The sequence below is a fragment of the Collinsella sp. AM16-21 genome (assembly GCF_003471905.1).
Classification (GTDB): domain Bacteria; phylum Actinomycetota; class Coriobacteriia; order Coriobacteriales; family Coriobacteriaceae; genus Collinsella.
Map to the genome: position 1 here is coordinate 76,838 of NZ_QRKJ01000009.1, position 15,165 is coordinate 92,002.

13 protein-coding genes and 1 riboswitch are annotated in these 15,165 nt (G+C 60.1%); of the genes, 4 read left to right on the forward strand and 9 right to left on the reverse strand.

From position 1 onward, the window contains the following. Window positions 1-2 precede the first annotated feature (2 nt). Complete coding sequence (locus DW180_RS06455; RefSeq protein ID WP_233539797.1) at window positions 3-2,498, forward strand: excinuclease ABC subunit UvrA; 2,496 nt, start codon at window positions 3-5, stop codon at window positions 2,496-2,498. Window positions 2,499-2,527: 29 nt separating this feature from the next. Here the strand turns inward: DW180_RS06455 and DW180_RS06460 are convergent, their stop codons facing one another. The 4 genes from DW180_RS06460 to DW180_RS06475 all read right to left on the reverse strand — a co-directional run bounded on the left by DW180_RS06460 (window position 2,528) and on the right by DW180_RS06475 (window position 5,420). Continuing rightward, entirely contained in the window at window positions 2,528-3,127 is a 600-nt protein-coding gene (locus tag DW180_RS06460; protein WP_118238041.1) for a tRNA (cytidine(34)-2'-O)-methyltransferase, read from the reverse strand. Window positions 3,128-3,220: 93 nt separating this feature from the next. Then, window positions 3,221-4,351, reverse strand: coding sequence for a GTP-binding protein (locus DW180_RS06465; RefSeq protein WP_118238043.1), 1,131 nt, complete (start codon window positions 4,349-4,351; stop codon window positions 3,221-3,223). An 86-nt stretch (window positions 4,352-4,437) separates the two neighbouring features. Beyond that, complete coding sequence (locus DW180_RS06470; protein ID WP_055252194.1) at window positions 4,438-4,779, reverse strand: arsenate reductase family protein; 342 nt, start codon at window positions 4,777-4,779, stop codon at window positions 4,438-4,440. A 17-nt stretch (window positions 4,780-4,796) separates the two neighbouring features. Beyond that, entirely contained in the window at window positions 4,797-5,420 is a 624-nt protein-coding gene (locus tag DW180_RS06475) for a flavodoxin family protein (RefSeq protein ID WP_118238044.1), read from the reverse strand. A gap of 333 nt (window positions 5,421-5,753) precedes the next feature. Here DW180_RS06475 and DW180_RS06480 point away from each other — a divergent pair, with 333 nt between their 5' ends. Further along, window positions 5,754-6,074, forward strand: coding sequence for a DUF3784 domain-containing protein (locus DW180_RS06480; RefSeq protein ID WP_117635527.1), 321 nt, complete (start codon window positions 5,754-5,756; stop codon window positions 6,072-6,074). Window positions 6,075-6,358: 284 nt separating this feature from the next. Here the strand turns inward: DW180_RS06480 and DW180_RS06485 are convergent, their stop codons facing one another. Both DW180_RS06485 and DW180_RS06490 read right to left on the reverse strand, forming a co-directional pair. Next, the gene (locus DW180_RS06485) at window positions 6,359-7,891 is read right to left on the reverse strand and encodes a diguanylate cyclase domain-containing protein (protein WP_118238045.1); all 1,533 of its coding nucleotides are present in this window, start codon (window positions 7,889-7,891) and stop codon (window positions 6,359-6,361) included. 124 nt (window positions 7,892-8,015) lie between these two features. Beyond that, window positions 8,016-10,733, reverse strand: a complete 2,718-nt coding sequence (locus tag DW180_RS06490) for an EAL domain-containing protein (protein ID WP_118238047.1) — start codon at window positions 10,731-10,733, stop codon at window positions 8,016-8,018. A gap of 324 nt (window positions 10,734-11,057) precedes the next feature. On the opposite strand from DW180_RS06490, the gene DW180_RS06495 reads away from it, so the two are divergent. After that, on the forward strand, window positions 11,058-11,927 hold the full coding sequence (locus DW180_RS06495; protein ID WP_118238049.1) for a patatin family protein: 870 nt from the start codon (window positions 11,058-11,060) through the stop codon (window positions 11,925-11,927). Window positions 11,928-12,150: 223 nt separating this feature from the next. Here DW180_RS06495 and DW180_RS06500 read toward each other — a convergent pair whose 3' ends face one another. Genes DW180_RS06500 through thiM form a run of 3 tightly spaced genes read right to left on the reverse strand, consistent with a single transcriptional unit; the run spans window position 12,151 to window position 14,027 of the window. Then, window positions 12,151-12,846: a thiamine phosphate synthase gene (locus DW180_RS06500; RefSeq protein WP_118238051.1), complete on the reverse strand. Its 696-nt coding sequence runs from the start codon at window positions 12,844-12,846 to the stop codon at window positions 12,151-12,153. After that, entirely contained in the window at window positions 12,843-13,184 is a 342-nt protein-coding gene (locus tag DW180_RS06505; protein WP_022093950.1) for a thiamine-binding protein, read from the reverse strand. The genes DW180_RS06500 and DW180_RS06505 overlap by 4 nt, the downstream gene beginning before the upstream one ends. Before the next feature lie 3 nt (window positions 13,185-13,187). Beyond that, window positions 13,188-14,027: a hydroxyethylthiazole kinase gene (gene thiM, locus DW180_RS06510; RefSeq protein ID WP_118238053.1), complete on the reverse strand. Its 840-nt coding sequence runs from the start codon at window positions 14,025-14,027 to the stop codon at window positions 13,188-13,190. A 51-nt stretch (window positions 14,028-14,078) separates the two neighbouring features. Further along, window positions 14,079-14,189: riboswitch (TPP riboswitch) on the reverse strand. 63 nt (window positions 14,190-14,252) lie between these two features. On the opposite strand from thiM, the gene DW180_RS06515 reads away from it, so the two are divergent. Continuing rightward, entirely contained in the window at window positions 14,253-15,161 is a 909-nt protein-coding gene (locus tag DW180_RS06515; RefSeq protein WP_118238054.1) for an HAD-IIB family hydrolase, read from the forward strand. The last annotated feature ends 4 nt before the right edge of the window (window positions 15,162-15,165 follow it).

The following is a 15,165-nucleotide window of genomic DNA, read 5'->3' on the forward strand; positions in this document are numbered from 1 at the left end:
AGGTGACGGAACAGAAGATGAGCCCACAGGCTATCGAGGTGCGCGGTGCACGTGTCCACAATCTCAAGGACATCGATATCGATATTCCGCTGGGGAGGCTCGTGGGCATTGCCGGCGTATCGGGTTCGGGCAAGAGCTCGCTGGCGCTGGGAGTTCTTTATGCCGAGGGCTCGCGCCGTTACCTGGAGGCGCTCAGCACCTATACCCGCCGTCGTCTGACGCAGGCCGAGCACGCCCAGGTGGACGAGGTGCTGCACGTACCGGCGGCGCTCGCATTGCATCAGCGCCCTAGCGTGCCGGGCGTGCGTTCCACCTTTGGTACCATGACCGAGCTCAACAATAGTCTGCGCCTGCTCTTTAGCCGTTGCGCCCATCACGTGTGCCCGCATTGCGGGGCGCGCGTGGAGCCGAGCCTTAACGTGGCTGCGGGCCTGTCGCTCACGTGCCCCGCATGCGGCCGCGAGTTCTACGCGCCGAGTGCCGAGGATTTGGCTTTCAATAGCGGCGGTGCGTGCCCTACCTGCGGCGGCACCGGTGTCATGCGCGAGGTGGACGAGGCGAGCCTGGTGCCCGACGAGTCAAAGACTATCAATGAAGGCGCAGTGCTTCCCTGGGGCACGCTCATGTGGGACCTGATGAAGCAGGTGGCCGGCGAGATGGGCGTGCGCACCGACGTGCCGTTTAACCAGCTCACGCCTCAAGAGCGCGACATCGTGTTCCATGGTCCGGCGGTTAAAAAGCACATTCTCTACGTTCCCAAAAACGGCGAGGGCGCCACGCCGCTCGACTTCACCTATTACAACGCCGTCTATACGGTCGAGAACGCGCTCGCCAAGGTTAAGGACGATAAGGGCCTCAAACGCGTGGCACGCTTTTTGCGCGAGGGCCCGTGCCGTGATTGCGGCGGCACGCGCCTCTCCGAGGCTGCGCGCCAGCCCCAGGTGCGCGGTATCAATCTGGCGCAGGCGGCGGCCATGACGCTGGGCGAGGCGATTGAGTGGGTGCGCGGGGTGCCCGCATCCTTGCCGGTCGAGATGCAGCCCATGGCGACGGATATCTGCGATTCGTTTTTGGGAGCGGCCCGTCGTCTGGTCGACCTGGGTCTCGATTACCTTTCACTCGATCGCGCAGGTGCCACGCTCTCCACGGGTGAGCGTCAGCGCGTGCAACTCGCCCGCGTGGTGCGCAACCGATCGACGGGTGTGCTCTATGTGTTGGACGAGCCCTCGATTGGCTTGCATCCTGCCAATGTCGACGGCCTGGTAGGCGTGATGCGCGATCTGGTGGATGACGGCAACACCGTGGTTGTCGTTGACCACGATACACGCGTGCTGGCGGAAGCCGACTATCTGGTTGAGATGGGTCCCGTTGCCGGAGCAGGCGGCGGTAATGTGATTGCCGCGGGCACGGTAGACGAGATCGAACAATCGCAGGCCAGCCGCATCGCGCCGTTTTTGAGATCGGACTCCAAGCGTTTGCGTCCGCAGGTGACTGACGACGAAATGTTCGACCAGGGCCACATCCGCATGGCGACCGATACCATCCATACCGTCAAGCCGCTCGAAGTCGATATCCCGCGCGGTCGCCTTGTCGCGGTGACGGGCGTTTCGGGTTCGGGCAAGACGACGTTGGTACTCGAGACGCTCATCCCGGCGCTTAAGGCGCAGGCAGCTGGCGAGCGCTTGCCACGCCACGTGCGCTGGATCGATGCCGAGGGCATTGCACGTGCCAACCTGATTGACGCTACGCCTATCGGCGCCAACGTGCGCTCGACGGTGGCAACTTATGCCGACATTCATGATGAGCTGCGTCGCGCCTTCGCCCGTACGCCCGAGGCCAAGGCAGCCGGCTACAAGGCGGGTGCCTTTAGCTACAACACTGGCACTTTGCGCTGCCCTACGTGCGATGGCACGGGTTCGATATCGCTCGACGTGCAGTTTTTGCCCGACGTCGAGATCGTCTGCCCGGCATGTCGCGGCTCACGTTATGCAGACGCGGCTTCGCATATCCATCGCGAGGGCAAGGACGGGAGCCTGCTTACGTTGCCGCAGCTCATGGACATGAGTGTGGACGAGGCTCTCGACGCCACGCTGGGGCTCAAGAAAGTTCAGACGCGCTTGCAGACCTTGCGCGACCTGGGCTTGGGCTATCTCACGCTCGGTGAGCCCACGCCGGCGCTTTCGGGCGGCGAGGCGCAGCGTCTTAAGCTTGCGAGCGAGATGGGACGCGTGCAGGACGATGCCGTATTCGTGTTCGACGAGCCTACGATCGGCCTACATCCGCTCGATGTTCAGGTGTTGCTGAGTGTGTTCGACGGCCTTGTTGCCAAGGGCGCCACGGTTATCGTGATCGAACACGATCTCGACCTTATCCGTAACGCCGATTATGTGATCGACATGGGCCCGGGCGGTGGCGACGCCGGCGGGCAAATCGTCTGCGCCGGCACGCCGGCAGACATCGCGACCTGCTCCAAGAGCATTACCGGCCGCTATCTATAAGCGAATATGAAAAAGGGACTGTCCCTTTGTCACATTCCTGGGAAGTTTGACTGGCGCAGGGCCTCGTAGAGGACGATGGCGGCGCTGTTGGAGAGGTTGAGTGCGCTGATGCGGTAGTCGTCCGGATTGACGAAGTTGCCGCAGATATCCTGTCGAAGGATGGCTTCGTGTCTGTCCTCGGTATGCCCGAGCGACTCCTCGTGGGCCTCCCAGGCGTCGGCGTTTTCGAGCGAGTCGCAATCGCGCAACATGGGGATGCGCTCGCAGCGCTCGGACTCCGCGGCAAGCAGTGGCTCGGGGATGCCTGAGCTCTCGCTGCCAAAGACCAAGTAGTCGCCGTCGCGGTAGGTGCTTTGCGCATAGGTGCGGCGTGCCTTTTTGGTCAGCAGATGCAGGCGCTCGTCGGCGGGGGAGAGGCCGTTGCGCGCAAGGAAATCCTCCCAGCCGGCATAGGTCGTCACGTCCAAGTTTTGCCAGTAGCCCAGGCCGGCGCGACGCACTGTCTTGTCGTCGAGCGAAAACCCCAGCGGCTCCACCAGATGCAGGCGGGTACCGGTAACCACGCAAGTGCGGCCGATATTGCCCGTATTGGCCGGAATCTCGGGCGCATACAGCACAATGTTGAACATGAATCTCCTTGGCTCAGAACGAAAAACCACCACGAAGGGCACCTTCGTGGTGGTTTGGCGGTTACGTGGGCGGAAAACGCCCGCTTCGATAGCCTAGGCGCGGTGCCAGTCGGTCAGGCAGGCATCGAGGGCAGCGATGAGCGCATCCTTGTCCATGTGACGGCCGATGATGCACAGGCTCGTCATGCGGTCGCCCGTCTCGTCGTCCCAAATCTGCATGATCTCGGGGTTCTCGTCGATAATCTTCTGCTTCTCGCCCTCGGGCGCAGAATCGACAAACAGGCCGTTCTCCATTAGGCGCATCTGGTGGCCGGCCTGCTCGAACATGTAGCACATGTCCGGATCGCCGGTCTGCCACAGCGGGCCCTTGACGCGAATGACCTCGTCGGGCCACTCCTGCTCAACAAAATTGGTGAACTTCTGCAGGTCAAACGGCTTGCGGCGGGAGTACACAAAGGTCTCGATGTCGTACTCGAGCACCTCGGGGTCGTCGTGCTCCTCGGGATGCTCCATGGCCTCGATCCAGGCGGCGGAGTTGTAGGCGCGCATAAAGTCGAAGCGGTCGGTGTCGAGCAGCTCCTCCATGGGGACCTCGCCGTTTTGGGCCTCGACAATCACGGCGTCCTTCTGCAGGCTGCGCACGATGGCCTTGAGCTCGGCAATCTGCTCAGGCGTGACGGTATCGGTCTTGTTGAGGATCAGCGTGGAGCAAAACTCGATTTGCTGAATAAGCAGGCTCTCGATGTCGTCCTCGTCGATATCCTCGGCCAGGAGGTCGCGACCGCCGTTGAACTCGTCGTACATGCGGGCGCAGTCGACCACGGCCACGATGTTGTCGAGCGCGAGCTTGGGCTCGCCGCCCACCTTGGCCTCGTCGCAGAAGCTCGAGATGGTGTAGGCGATGGGGATGGGCTCGCAAATACCCGAGGCCTCGATGATGATGTAGTCGAACTTGCCCGAATCGGCGATGTCCTGCAGCTGGTTGGCCAGGTCGTCCGAAAGCGTGCAGCAGATGCAGCCGTTGGTGAGCGGGATAAGGTCGTCGGTCTCGGAAAGGCCGCCGTCAGCGATGAGGCTGGCGTCGACGTTGATCTCGCCGATATCGTTGACGATCACGGCGGCGCGGATGCCGCCGTCGTTTGCGAGGATGTGGTTGAGCAACGTGGTCTTGCCGGCACCGAGGTATCCGGTAAGCATGATAATCTTCACGGGTTTGTTGGGCATGTGCCCTCCTTTGTTAGACATGGCTTACAGTTGAATCTTATGCCAAACGCCTGCTCTTATACCCACGCGCCGACAAATAACACAGGCTACTCCCAGGCTCCCCATACGTCGGGACAATAGCCGACGGTGGCCTTCTTGCCGTTGCGCACGATGGGCTCGGCCAGAACCTGCTGATTCTCGAGCAGCTTATCAAAACGCTGGCTGGGGGTGAGGTGCTGGATGAGTGCGAGCGTCTCCTCGTCCTTGGCTTTGGGGTTGAGCAGCTTGTCGATGCCGCCAACCGCCTGCATCACGCTCGTGAGCTCGCCCTTGCTCATCTCCTTTTCCTTAAGGTCGATAAACTGCACCTTAATGCGGCGCTCCTTAAAATAACGCTGGGCCTTCTTGGTATCGAAGGACTTTTTGGTACCGAAGATCTGCACGTTCATTGTTTGGTTCCGCCGTTCTACCTGATGAAGTTGGTCCTAGCGCGATCGGCCTGGGGAGCTTCGATGCCGGCGGCCTTTCCCGCCTCGATGCAACGCAGTAGCCAGGCCATGTTTTTGCCGATGTTTCGCATGGTGGCAAGGCCTTCGGCGTCTTGGGCGGCCTCGCCCGGCATGGCACCGAAGACGTTGTTCCAGTAGGTGGATGCTACCACGGGCATCTGGTTGATGGTGAAGTACTTGTTGAGCACGTCGAAGGTGGTCGACGTGCCGCCGCGACGGGCAACGGCGACAGCGGCGCCCGGCTTGTGCGCAAAGGCCTTGCTGCCAGCATAGAATGCACGGTCGAGGGCAGAGAGGATGCGTCCGCTGGGATGCGCGTAGTAGACGGGCGAACCAAAGACAAAGCCGTCTGCCTGCTCGGCAGCGGCAATCAGCTCGTTGACCATATCGTCGTCAAAGGTGCAACGGCAATCGAGCTTGCCGCACTGGCCGCAACCGATGCAGTCGCGAATGGGCTTGGCGCCCAGCTGAAACATCTCGGTATCGATACCCTCGGCGTTGAGCTGCTCGGCGACCTCGGCGAGTGCGCGGGCGGTGTTGCCGTTTGCCTTGGGGCTGCCATTGACCAAAAGAACCTTCATCACTAACTCCCTCTGCTGTCGGTGACTTCTGCGGAGGATTATCGCACGAGCGGGCAGATGGCGTGGGGCACGATTCCAGCCCCGAGGGCCCACGGCAGGCACGCTCACCAGGTACGAGCGGGATACGGTCCAGAGGATGTTGGAGTGCGGGGCCTCGTGCGAGCAGATTGTAAGGGGTCTGGGCAGGTCGCATTCGATGGCGAACTCTGAGGTCTTAGAAGGCGGGCTGCTGTGCGGCTATGGTTTATACTAAGGCGGTTGCTATCGAGTAATTCATACTTGGTTTGATTCGATTGTGAATGCGTAACTAGGATGGAAAGCAAAGGAAACTCTATGGAAACAGAGGATGCTGTTTGCTTGATGACTTCGATTGCCTTGATTGTCCTTTCAATCCAATACCGAAGAGGAAGATGGCTCTGCTCAATTGCTGGATATGATGTCACAAAAAGGGAGAGCGAGATTGATATACGCCCTTACGCAAAGCTGATTTCTTCTGTGACGTTATGGATGGGGCTGCTGTTTTTCTTGTGGGCGGTAGAGGGCTGGGTACGTGATTGGAATACCAGCGTTTTTGAAGTTTTGGTTCTACTTCTGTTCAGCTTGGCTTCTTTGTCGTTCGTGCGGCTCGTTAGGTTTGTGTTTATGAGGCGATAGCCAGCGGAAGTGGCTGGACGACAAAATGGACCAATGCAGCCAATTGTCAATAGAATTTGATAGGCTTGGCTTAACAGATTTGCTCGAGGGCATATCCGTGGCGGGGGATAGGTTCTATCTTGTTGAGCACTTATTTGCATCAGGCAAAGTAAACCAAGAGTATCGAAACGGTGCCCCCGGGCCCCGGGAGGGACTGCGGGGACGTTCGGCTAACTGCGGGTACGACCTATTTGCCCAATGTGTTCGGTTGAGATCGGAAATTAACCATCATGCGCCCCATAACGCTAGTCCAGCTTGGTGCCCGGTACCTGCGGCGCCTCTTTAATCAGCGCATTAAGTTCGTTCAAAATGGAAACGGGCTGTCGGTCGACGGCGTCCAGATGAAGCGTCGCCACGCGAAGGGGCGGCTGATATTCAAATGAGCCGAGGAGCACGGGCGATCCCAAGAACCGTTCGATTTCGTCTGCAACCGCGTCGGTCTCTTCGGGATCAAGCTCGTCAAAGAGCGCCACGAACATCGGTCCGGTCGAGCGGAACAGACGACCCTTGCCGCGCGAGCAATCCATGAGGCAGGCGGCGCTTTCTGCCAAAACGCGGTCGCCTGCATCAAAGCCAAAGCGGGCATTGACCTGTGCGATTTCGTCGATTTTAATGGCGATCAAGCCCGCGTTTCGTGCCACGCGACGCATCTCGCCAATGGCGTTGACCAGGGCGTGGATATCGCCCAGACCGGTCACGGAATCGGTCGTATCTGCCAAGCTTCGGTTGGTGACAATGCCCACATACATGTTGGGCTCGGTATCGGTGCCGTCCAGGCGGTAACCCGTGCAGTCGCAAAGCGCGTATTTTCCGGCGGTATTCATGACGCGATACTGCATGCAGTGGAAGTGCCACGTGCCGTTTACCACCATATCGAGCTCGGCACGTACGTTGTCGCGGTCCTCGGGGTGAACACGGGCAAGCCATATATCGAGCGAGTTGTAGGGATGCTGGGAAGGTAGGTCAAAATCGCGCACGGCATTAACCGACCATTGCGATTCGCCGGTGTCGAGGTTAATGATGAACGGATAGCGTGTCTCGGAGCTCATGGAGATCGCTTGGAACACTCGGTCGTTGCAGGGGGGGGGTTGTTCGGTGACCGGGCGTTGCGGCGCATCGCCTTCTTCCGGTTGTTGCACACGGTACATGAGCTTGTAGCGATACATTTTGCGGTCGGCGTCCTTTGTCATCTGGCGACGCGTATCGCCTGCAAGCGGGTCGACGCGCGAGCAGCCAAAACTAAAGCTGGCGATCATGGGCGCCTTGCCGTCCGATGTTGCCTCGATAAGATTGGCACGCGTCCGCTCCAGGCGCTGCTCGAGCTCGGCTTCGTCTGTCGTGGGGGATATAAGTACAAATTCGTCTCCACCGATACGGAACAGCAGCTCATCGTGCTCCATGGTCTCGGTGAGTGCGCGGCAGATGCTCAGAATGTAGCGATTGCCCTCGGCGTGGCCAAACTTATCGTTGCAATGCTTGAGGCGATCGATGTCAATATAGGCACAGGTGAAGGGGGTGCCTTTGCGCCAGAGCTGATCGACATGGCGGTCGAGCCCGCCACGGTTGCCAAGATTGGTGAGCGAGTCGATATAGGCGCCGTGCTCAAGCAGCTCGCGTTCTTGTTGCAGGATGGCGAGCGTTTTCTGCAGTTGCTCACCAATGGCACGCAACTCCGGGGGCAGCGCGGCAACATCGAGCTCGGTGGTTGAGGCCCCGTTCGCAAGTCGCTGAAGATGAGCGATGATTGATTGCTCGCCCAGGCGATACGACTCGTTCATGATGGATGACCTCCTTGGATGGAACAATGGTTTGTATCTTACTCCCAATTCGGTTTAGATTGGGGTATTAGTTAGCTCATGGGAACAAACGCTCCCTCGACGGTGGCGTTTGCGCACGAGCGTATTAGTTGCTGTCGCCACCATCGAGCAATGCCTCAAAAACCTCCGCCTGCATGGGACGGTAGTAGAGGAAGCCCTGAGCGTAGCGGGCGCCCATGTGGCGCAGCATGTTTGCCTGCTCATTTGTCTCGATGCCTTCGACCACAACGGGCAGATGGAGCGACTGCGCCATCTCGAGCATTGATGAAATGATTTGCACACTGCGGCCTTGATCGCCGTCGACGGGCACAAACGTGCGGTCGAGCTTGATGACGTCGACGTTGACGTTCTTGAGCATCGCGAGCGTGGACTGGCCGGTGCCAAAATCGTCCATGTAGGTCGAGAAGCCGCGGTTGTGCAGGTCGGCTGTCAGCTTATCCACAGCTTCGGACTCTCCCGTATAAGCCGTCTCGGTGATCTCGATGCGCATGAGCTCGGGCGGTAGGTTGTATTGCGCGGCGAGCGCTCCCATATGTTCGGCAACGTCGCAGGCAAGGATATCCACGCGCGACACGTTGAGCGAGATCGGAACCACGCGAAGCCCTCGATCGATGCGCCCGCGCAGCCACGAGGCAACGCCCTGCCAAACGTATTTGTCGAGCGTCACCACAAAACCACTTTCCTCGAGAGCGGGGATAAAGGTGACGGGTGAAATGAGGGAGCCATCCTTGTCAATCCAGCGCGTGAGCGCCTCGGCGCCAATAATCTCGCCGGTTTCCATGTCGACCTGGGGCTGCAAGTAGTAGGTGATGCGGCCGTTTGAGAGCGCGTACTGGAATTCGGTCAGCGTGCGGTGGAACGAGATTTCGCGCTCATACTCCTCGGGGCGGAAAATGGCAATGCGCTCCTTAAAGTCGTTTTTTGCGCGCCGATTGGTAAACATGGCCTTGGCCTGTGCATCGATGGTGATTTCCTCGTTGGAGTCGATAGGGCAAACGCCCATGGACGGCCAGAAGCCTACGCCGTCATCGTGCTTGGCCACGGTCTCGCGAATGCGACTATAGATTCGATGGACGGTGTCGCGCTCAAAGGGAATGAGTATGCAAAAGTCGTCTTGGCCCCAGTATCCTGCGACGCCCATGTCGGCATTTTCGATGTCCTTGAGGACCGTGCCCACGTCGGCGAGCACGCGGTCGCCCTCGGCCTGTCCGTGCCATTCGTTGAACAGTCGCATGTGTCCCATGTCGACGGTGGCGATACACCAAGCGCCGTCGCGCCTTGTCTGGAGAAATGCGTTGGCGCGCCGCATAAACTCGCTGGGTCGACAGAGGCCCGTGAGCATATCGATGCGCTCGGCGATAGCGCTTTTGCGCTCTATCTCGGGTATGGGGAGGCTGTCGTTGGGGACAAGTCCGCCGGCCGTGCGAAGGCGACGGTCGAGTTCGCCTAAAACGGCGGTCGCTTGATTGGTTAGGCGCTCGTAAAAGGCCGGAACGACTAGACAGACGGGAGTAATGGTATCGCCCGCGATTCGAACGGGAGCGAAAACGGCCTCTTTTAGATGACGGACCAGTTCCTCGAACGCCTTATGGTCCAAATCGTTGCTGAGCACGACAAACTGGACGCTTCGTGAGCGGTAGACGCGACTCCTGCCACGGGTGATCGACAACATGCGGCCTGCGTATTCGGCGAGCATGTTGTCGACAGCCTCGGCTCCGTAAAGCTCGTTGAGCTTTGTCGTGCCGCGAACGCGCACCGCTATAAGCCCCGTCTCGCAACAGTCGCGACGGCAGGCATCGATAGCGTTGAGCAACATGCGCTGCGTTCCAAGGCCCGTGGCGGCGTCGACGGTCTCGGCAAGCGAGTGGTTGACGAGCTCGCCAACATAGAGCGAGGGGACATTTCCGTCGCCGTCGATACGAAACCCGCGAGCACGGCAGAGAACGTAGTCGCCGGCGGCGTTGCGTACGCGGTATTGCATGACGCGACGGTGCTTGGAGCTGTTATAGATCTGGTCGATATCGTCGCTATAGGCCTCGAGGTCATCGGGATGGACGCGCGTTTTCCAGTAATCGTGGCAGTTGTCTATATGCTCCGAAGGAAGGCCAAGATCGCGCATAGCGCCTTGTGACCAAAGGGTGCGATGTTTGTCCAGGTTCTCGATAAAGAAATAGCGGCCTTCGTTGAGCATCGAAAGGGCGTCGAAAATGCGATCGCTAACTTCGAAATCGTCGGCGTGGACTTGCGTGATATTGCGTCGATCAAGGTGCACGGCATGGCGCAGCTTGTAGTCGTACATGCGATGGTCGGCATCGAGCGTCATGCGATTGGAGGCTTCGCCCAGGGCGGGGTCGGCGTGTGACACTCCGTAGCTAAACGAGTGAGGCATCTCGGAATCGTTATTTTTGAGCAGGACCTCTCGACAGTGCTCCAGACGTTCGGCAAGGTCATCCTCGGTCGCGATTGTGGACAGGATGGCAAACTCGTCGCCTCCCAGGCGAAATGCCGCCTCGTCCACCTTCATATACAGCTTGAGATAGAGGCTCACCTGCAAGATATAGCGGTTGCCCTCGTCGTGTCCAAAGATGTCATTGCAGTGCTTAAGGTTATCGATGTCGATAAACGCCATGGTTACGGGCAATTCCTGCTCCCAGATTTCCTCTAGGGAACGGGTAAAGCCGCCGCGGTTGCCAAGACCGGTAAGCTCGTCGGTAAAGGCAGTCCTGATCAGATCGTCCTGACGCTCGAGAAGGTCACGGATGGTCTTTTCGAGCGTCTCGGTGTAATTGCTGGCGATATCCATGCTGTAAGCGGCTTCCTGAGGTCGGGGTGTATTGCGTCGGGCGAGCTCGTTGTACACACGCGTTGCTGCTCAACGCTTTGCGTGTATCCAGGCCCCCGCCTTGCTGCGTCGCTGGTTTAATATGTCGGTCCGTGTTCGCTGCTGATAACTATTGAGTAGTATAAACAACAATAGAGGATTGTATATGGGTGCCCCTGCCGCGGGCGGCTATTATTCGCCAATCGGTAGCGTGACGATGCGATGCTCGATATAAATGCGACTGAGTCGATATATGTTGGCGGGTATACTTGTTCCGCTTTAAAACACGGGAACGGAGATGATCGCATGACGCAGCCAGATACGACGCGCACGGTGGGGCTCGCGCTCGAGGGAGGCGGCTACCGCGGTATGTATACGGCGGGCGTGCTCGACGTATGGATGGAGCACGGCTTGACCTGCGACCATATGGTGGGAGTCTCGGCGGGCGCGGCGTTTGGCTACAACTTTAAATCGCGCCAGATTGGCCGCGCCATTCGCTACAACAAGGCCTATTGTGCCGACAAGCGCTATGCGAGCGTGACGAGCTGGCTACGAACCGGCGATATGTTCAATGCCGAGTTTGCCTATCACGAGGTGCCCATCGAGCGCGATCCCATCGATCTGGAGGCATATCGCGCCTGCCCCATGCGGTTTACGTGCGTATGTACCGATCTTAAGACGGGGCAGGCCGTCTACCATGACCTGCCCTATGGCGATGAGCGCGATATCGAGTGGATCCGGGCGTCGTCGGCGATTCCCGTGGCGACGCGTCCTGTTGCCATCGAGGGTCGCAAGTACTTGGATGGCGGTGTTGCCGATTCCATTCCCAGCGCTTGGCTGTTTGCGCAGGGGTATGACCGAAACATCGTGGTACTCACGCAGCCGGCGGGCTTTGTAAAGCAGCCCAATAGCGTGATGCCTATGCTGCGTCGCGTGTTCCGTCACTACCCGGAGTTTGTTGCGGCGCTTGAGCATCGGCATGAGGTCTACAATGACACGCTCGATGACCTGGCGCGTCGCGAAGCCGCTGGCGAGATCTTTGTGGTGCGGCCGAGCGAATCGGTGAAGGTGCCGTCGCTGTGCCGCGAGCCCGATGAACTCGAGCGCATCTATCAGATCGGCCGTCGCGATGCGGAGGCGACTTTGCCGGCGTTGGAAGCGTATCTGGCGGGGTAGGGCGGCGGCGGAAAGTGCATCCCAGAATGGGCGTTTGGAATGGGATGCAGTTTCCGCGAGAGGCCCGTGGCGGAAAGTTCATCCCGGAATATGCGTTCAGACTGGGACGCAGTTTCCCGCTGGCTCTCTATACGGAAAGCGCATCCCGGAATGGAGGTCCAAACTGGGATGCGCTTTCCATTGCTGAAGATATGAGGCTGCGAATCAGCTGCTCGGCCTATACCTATGCCTGCTGCCAGGTATCGACAAGCTCCTTGGCGGCGGCGTAGGGGTCGTCGGCACTGCAGACGGCGCTCACCACAAAGAAGCCATCGACGCCGGTAGTCTTGAGCTGCGGCAGGTCGGCCGTTTTGACGCCACCGCCCACCACGATGGGCACGGGGCTTGCCGCATGGAGGGCAGCCAGGTCCTCAAAGCTCTTGGTGATGATGGAGCCGTCGGCCGCACGTCCGCAGTCGCGCTTGGTTTCGGTCTCGTGGAGCGGGCCGATGCCCAGGTAATCGACCAGGCTCATGTCGGCGGTCTTGACGTACTCGAGCATCTCCTCGCAGCGGGCCGAAAGACCCACGATGGCGTCGGGCCCCAGGAGCTTGCGGCAGACCTCCACGGGGATATCGCTCTGGCCCACGTGCACGCCGTCGACGGCAATACCCTGCTCGCGTGCGGCAAGTACGCAGTCAAGGCGGTCGTCGATCAGCAGCGCGACCTGCCCGGTTTTGCCGGCCTGAGCGATGGCCTGCGCGGCATCGCCCGTCAGTGCGATGATCTCGCGGGCGCTTGCCACCTTGGAGCGCACCTGAATGCAGGTAAAGCCTGCGTCGAGTGCCTGGGCCACCACATCGCCCACGGGGCGTCCGAGCGTGTTTTCGGGGCCGAGTACCAGATAAGCCGAGATATCAAGGTTGTCGCGGATGCTCATCGTGCTTCCTCCTGCTTTTTGATCTGCGCTTCCATGCGCTCGAGTTTGCCGGTCATGGTGTCGGTAAATCCGGGTCGAATATCGGCTTTGAGCACGACTTCGGTGCGGATGCCCTTGCTCGCCAACACAAAGGTCGCGTCGCGCACGACCTGCATAACCTCGTCCCAGTCGCCCTCGATTTCGGTGAACATCGAGGTGGTGCGGTTGGGAAGGCCGCTCTCGCGAATGACGCGCACGACTTCAGCGACCTCGGCGGACAGTTCATCGCCGGTGCCGCACGGGGCGATGGCTACAGCGACGAGCGTGTTCATGCCGGTATTGGTTGCGGGTTCGGACATGGTTTATGCCTCCTCGAGTTCGAGTCGGTTATCGGCGATGTCTTGGGCGGTCGCGCGGTAGAGTTCATCGATAAAGGCGACCTTAAAGCTTGCCGGGGCATCGGCGACGGCGGCGGCACGCGTGCCGGCAACGTTGTAGACGGCGGTGCCACAGATGGCTGCCGTAAACGGGTCGGCGGCGCAGGCGTACACGGCCAGCACGCCGCCCTGCGAGCAGCCGCAGCCGGTGATCTTGGACATGAGTGGGCTGCCGCCGTGGGACTTGGCCACGGTCGTGCCGTCGGTAATCAGGTCGACTTCGCCCGAGACCACTACGGCGCCGCCGGTGTAGCGGGCGAGCGCCACGGCGGCATCGCGGGCGGCGTCTACCGTGTCGGTGGTATCGACGCCGCGCACGCGGCTCAGATCGGCCGCTTCGCCCTCAAGGCCCCACAGGCCGGCGAGCGCAATGATCTCGGAGGCGTTGCCGCGCACGATGGCGGGTTTGTACTGCTTGAGTTCGCCTACCAGCTGGGTGCGCAGGCTGCCGATGCCCAAGCCCACCGGATCGAGCACCCAGGGCTTGCCGGCATCGTGGGCCGCCTTGGCCGCGCGGGGAATCGTCTGCTCGTAGATGGGGAAGAGCGTGCCCATGTTGAGATAGATGGCACCGCCGCCGGCAACGAGTGCCTCGCCCTCGTCTGGCAGATAGACCATGGCGGCCGATCCGCCCACGGCGAGCTGCGCGTTGGCGACAAAGTCGATCGTCACCGTGTTGGTGATGGAGCCGGCCATCGGATTGGTGGCTCGAATCTCCTCTACGGCCTTGACCATACGTTGCTTAAGCTTTTCCGAATCAATCACTGCACATGCCTCCTTGGCATAGAAAAGGGGCGCTGTGCATAGACAGCGCCCCTGTAAAGGCGGCATGCTCCCTACGCCAGCATTAACTGACAGGTTCAAAGGATTGGGCCCCATGCCCTCTCAGCCTTGTGGTTTGCACCGCCGGCACTCCCGCATCGAATCTGTTGTTCCCTATACTAGCGCATCGGTACAATAGACGGGATTAAGAATGACCGAGGGGGCCTTATGATTAAACTTGTGCTGACCGATATGGACGATACGCTGATTCCAGCCGGGCATGACGGCGCCAGCGACTACGCCATCGAGGGCATTCATGCCATGCAGGCGGCGGGTCTGCACTTTGGCCCGGTTTCGGGTCGCCAACCCTCCGCGATGGGCTGGATGTTCCGCAATCGCGCCGAGTGCTTCTCGACCGGCGCGTTCTGCAACGGCCAGGTCATGTTTGTGGACGGCGAGGTGGTAGCCTCGCATGCGACCGATAACGCCGCCCTTATGCGCTTGGCTGACTACTTAGAGCAACAGACCGACGATACGTATCTGAAGGTCTACAGCCTGGGCGATGACTTTTGGAATAACGATGCCTATTGTGTAACGAGCGACCCCGAGCGTGTGCGCCGCGCCATGGAGTCGGGCGGCAACGCATGGCTCAAGGGCGAAGAGGCCCCGTGCCGTCCTGTCGTCGATGATGCGCCGGTGTTCAAGGCGAATATCTGGAGTGCTCGTTCGCGTGAGGAGCTCGCGGAGCTACGCGAGCGCGTTGCCGCCGAGGTGCCGGAACTCTCGCTCGTGTTTCCCAACAATCGTGTGCGCCTGTTCGACATTCTTCCAGCAGGTTGGGACAAGGGTTGCGCTGCGCTGGAGCTGGCGCGCGCTTTGGACCTGACGTCCGACGAGGTGGCCGTATTTGGCGATTCCGATAACGACCTGCCCATGATCGGTGCCGTCCCCAACTCCGTTGCAGTCGCCAATGCCAACGAGGCCGTCACGGCTGCCGCGCGCTGGCATATCGGCGCTGCGGCAGACGATGCGGTTGCCGGGGCTCTGCATCAGATTGCCGCCTGCGCCGCGACGGGGGAGATGCCGCCGTTTATGCGTCAGATGGACGCGGCGGGTCTTGGCGTCACGAACGTCTAGGGAG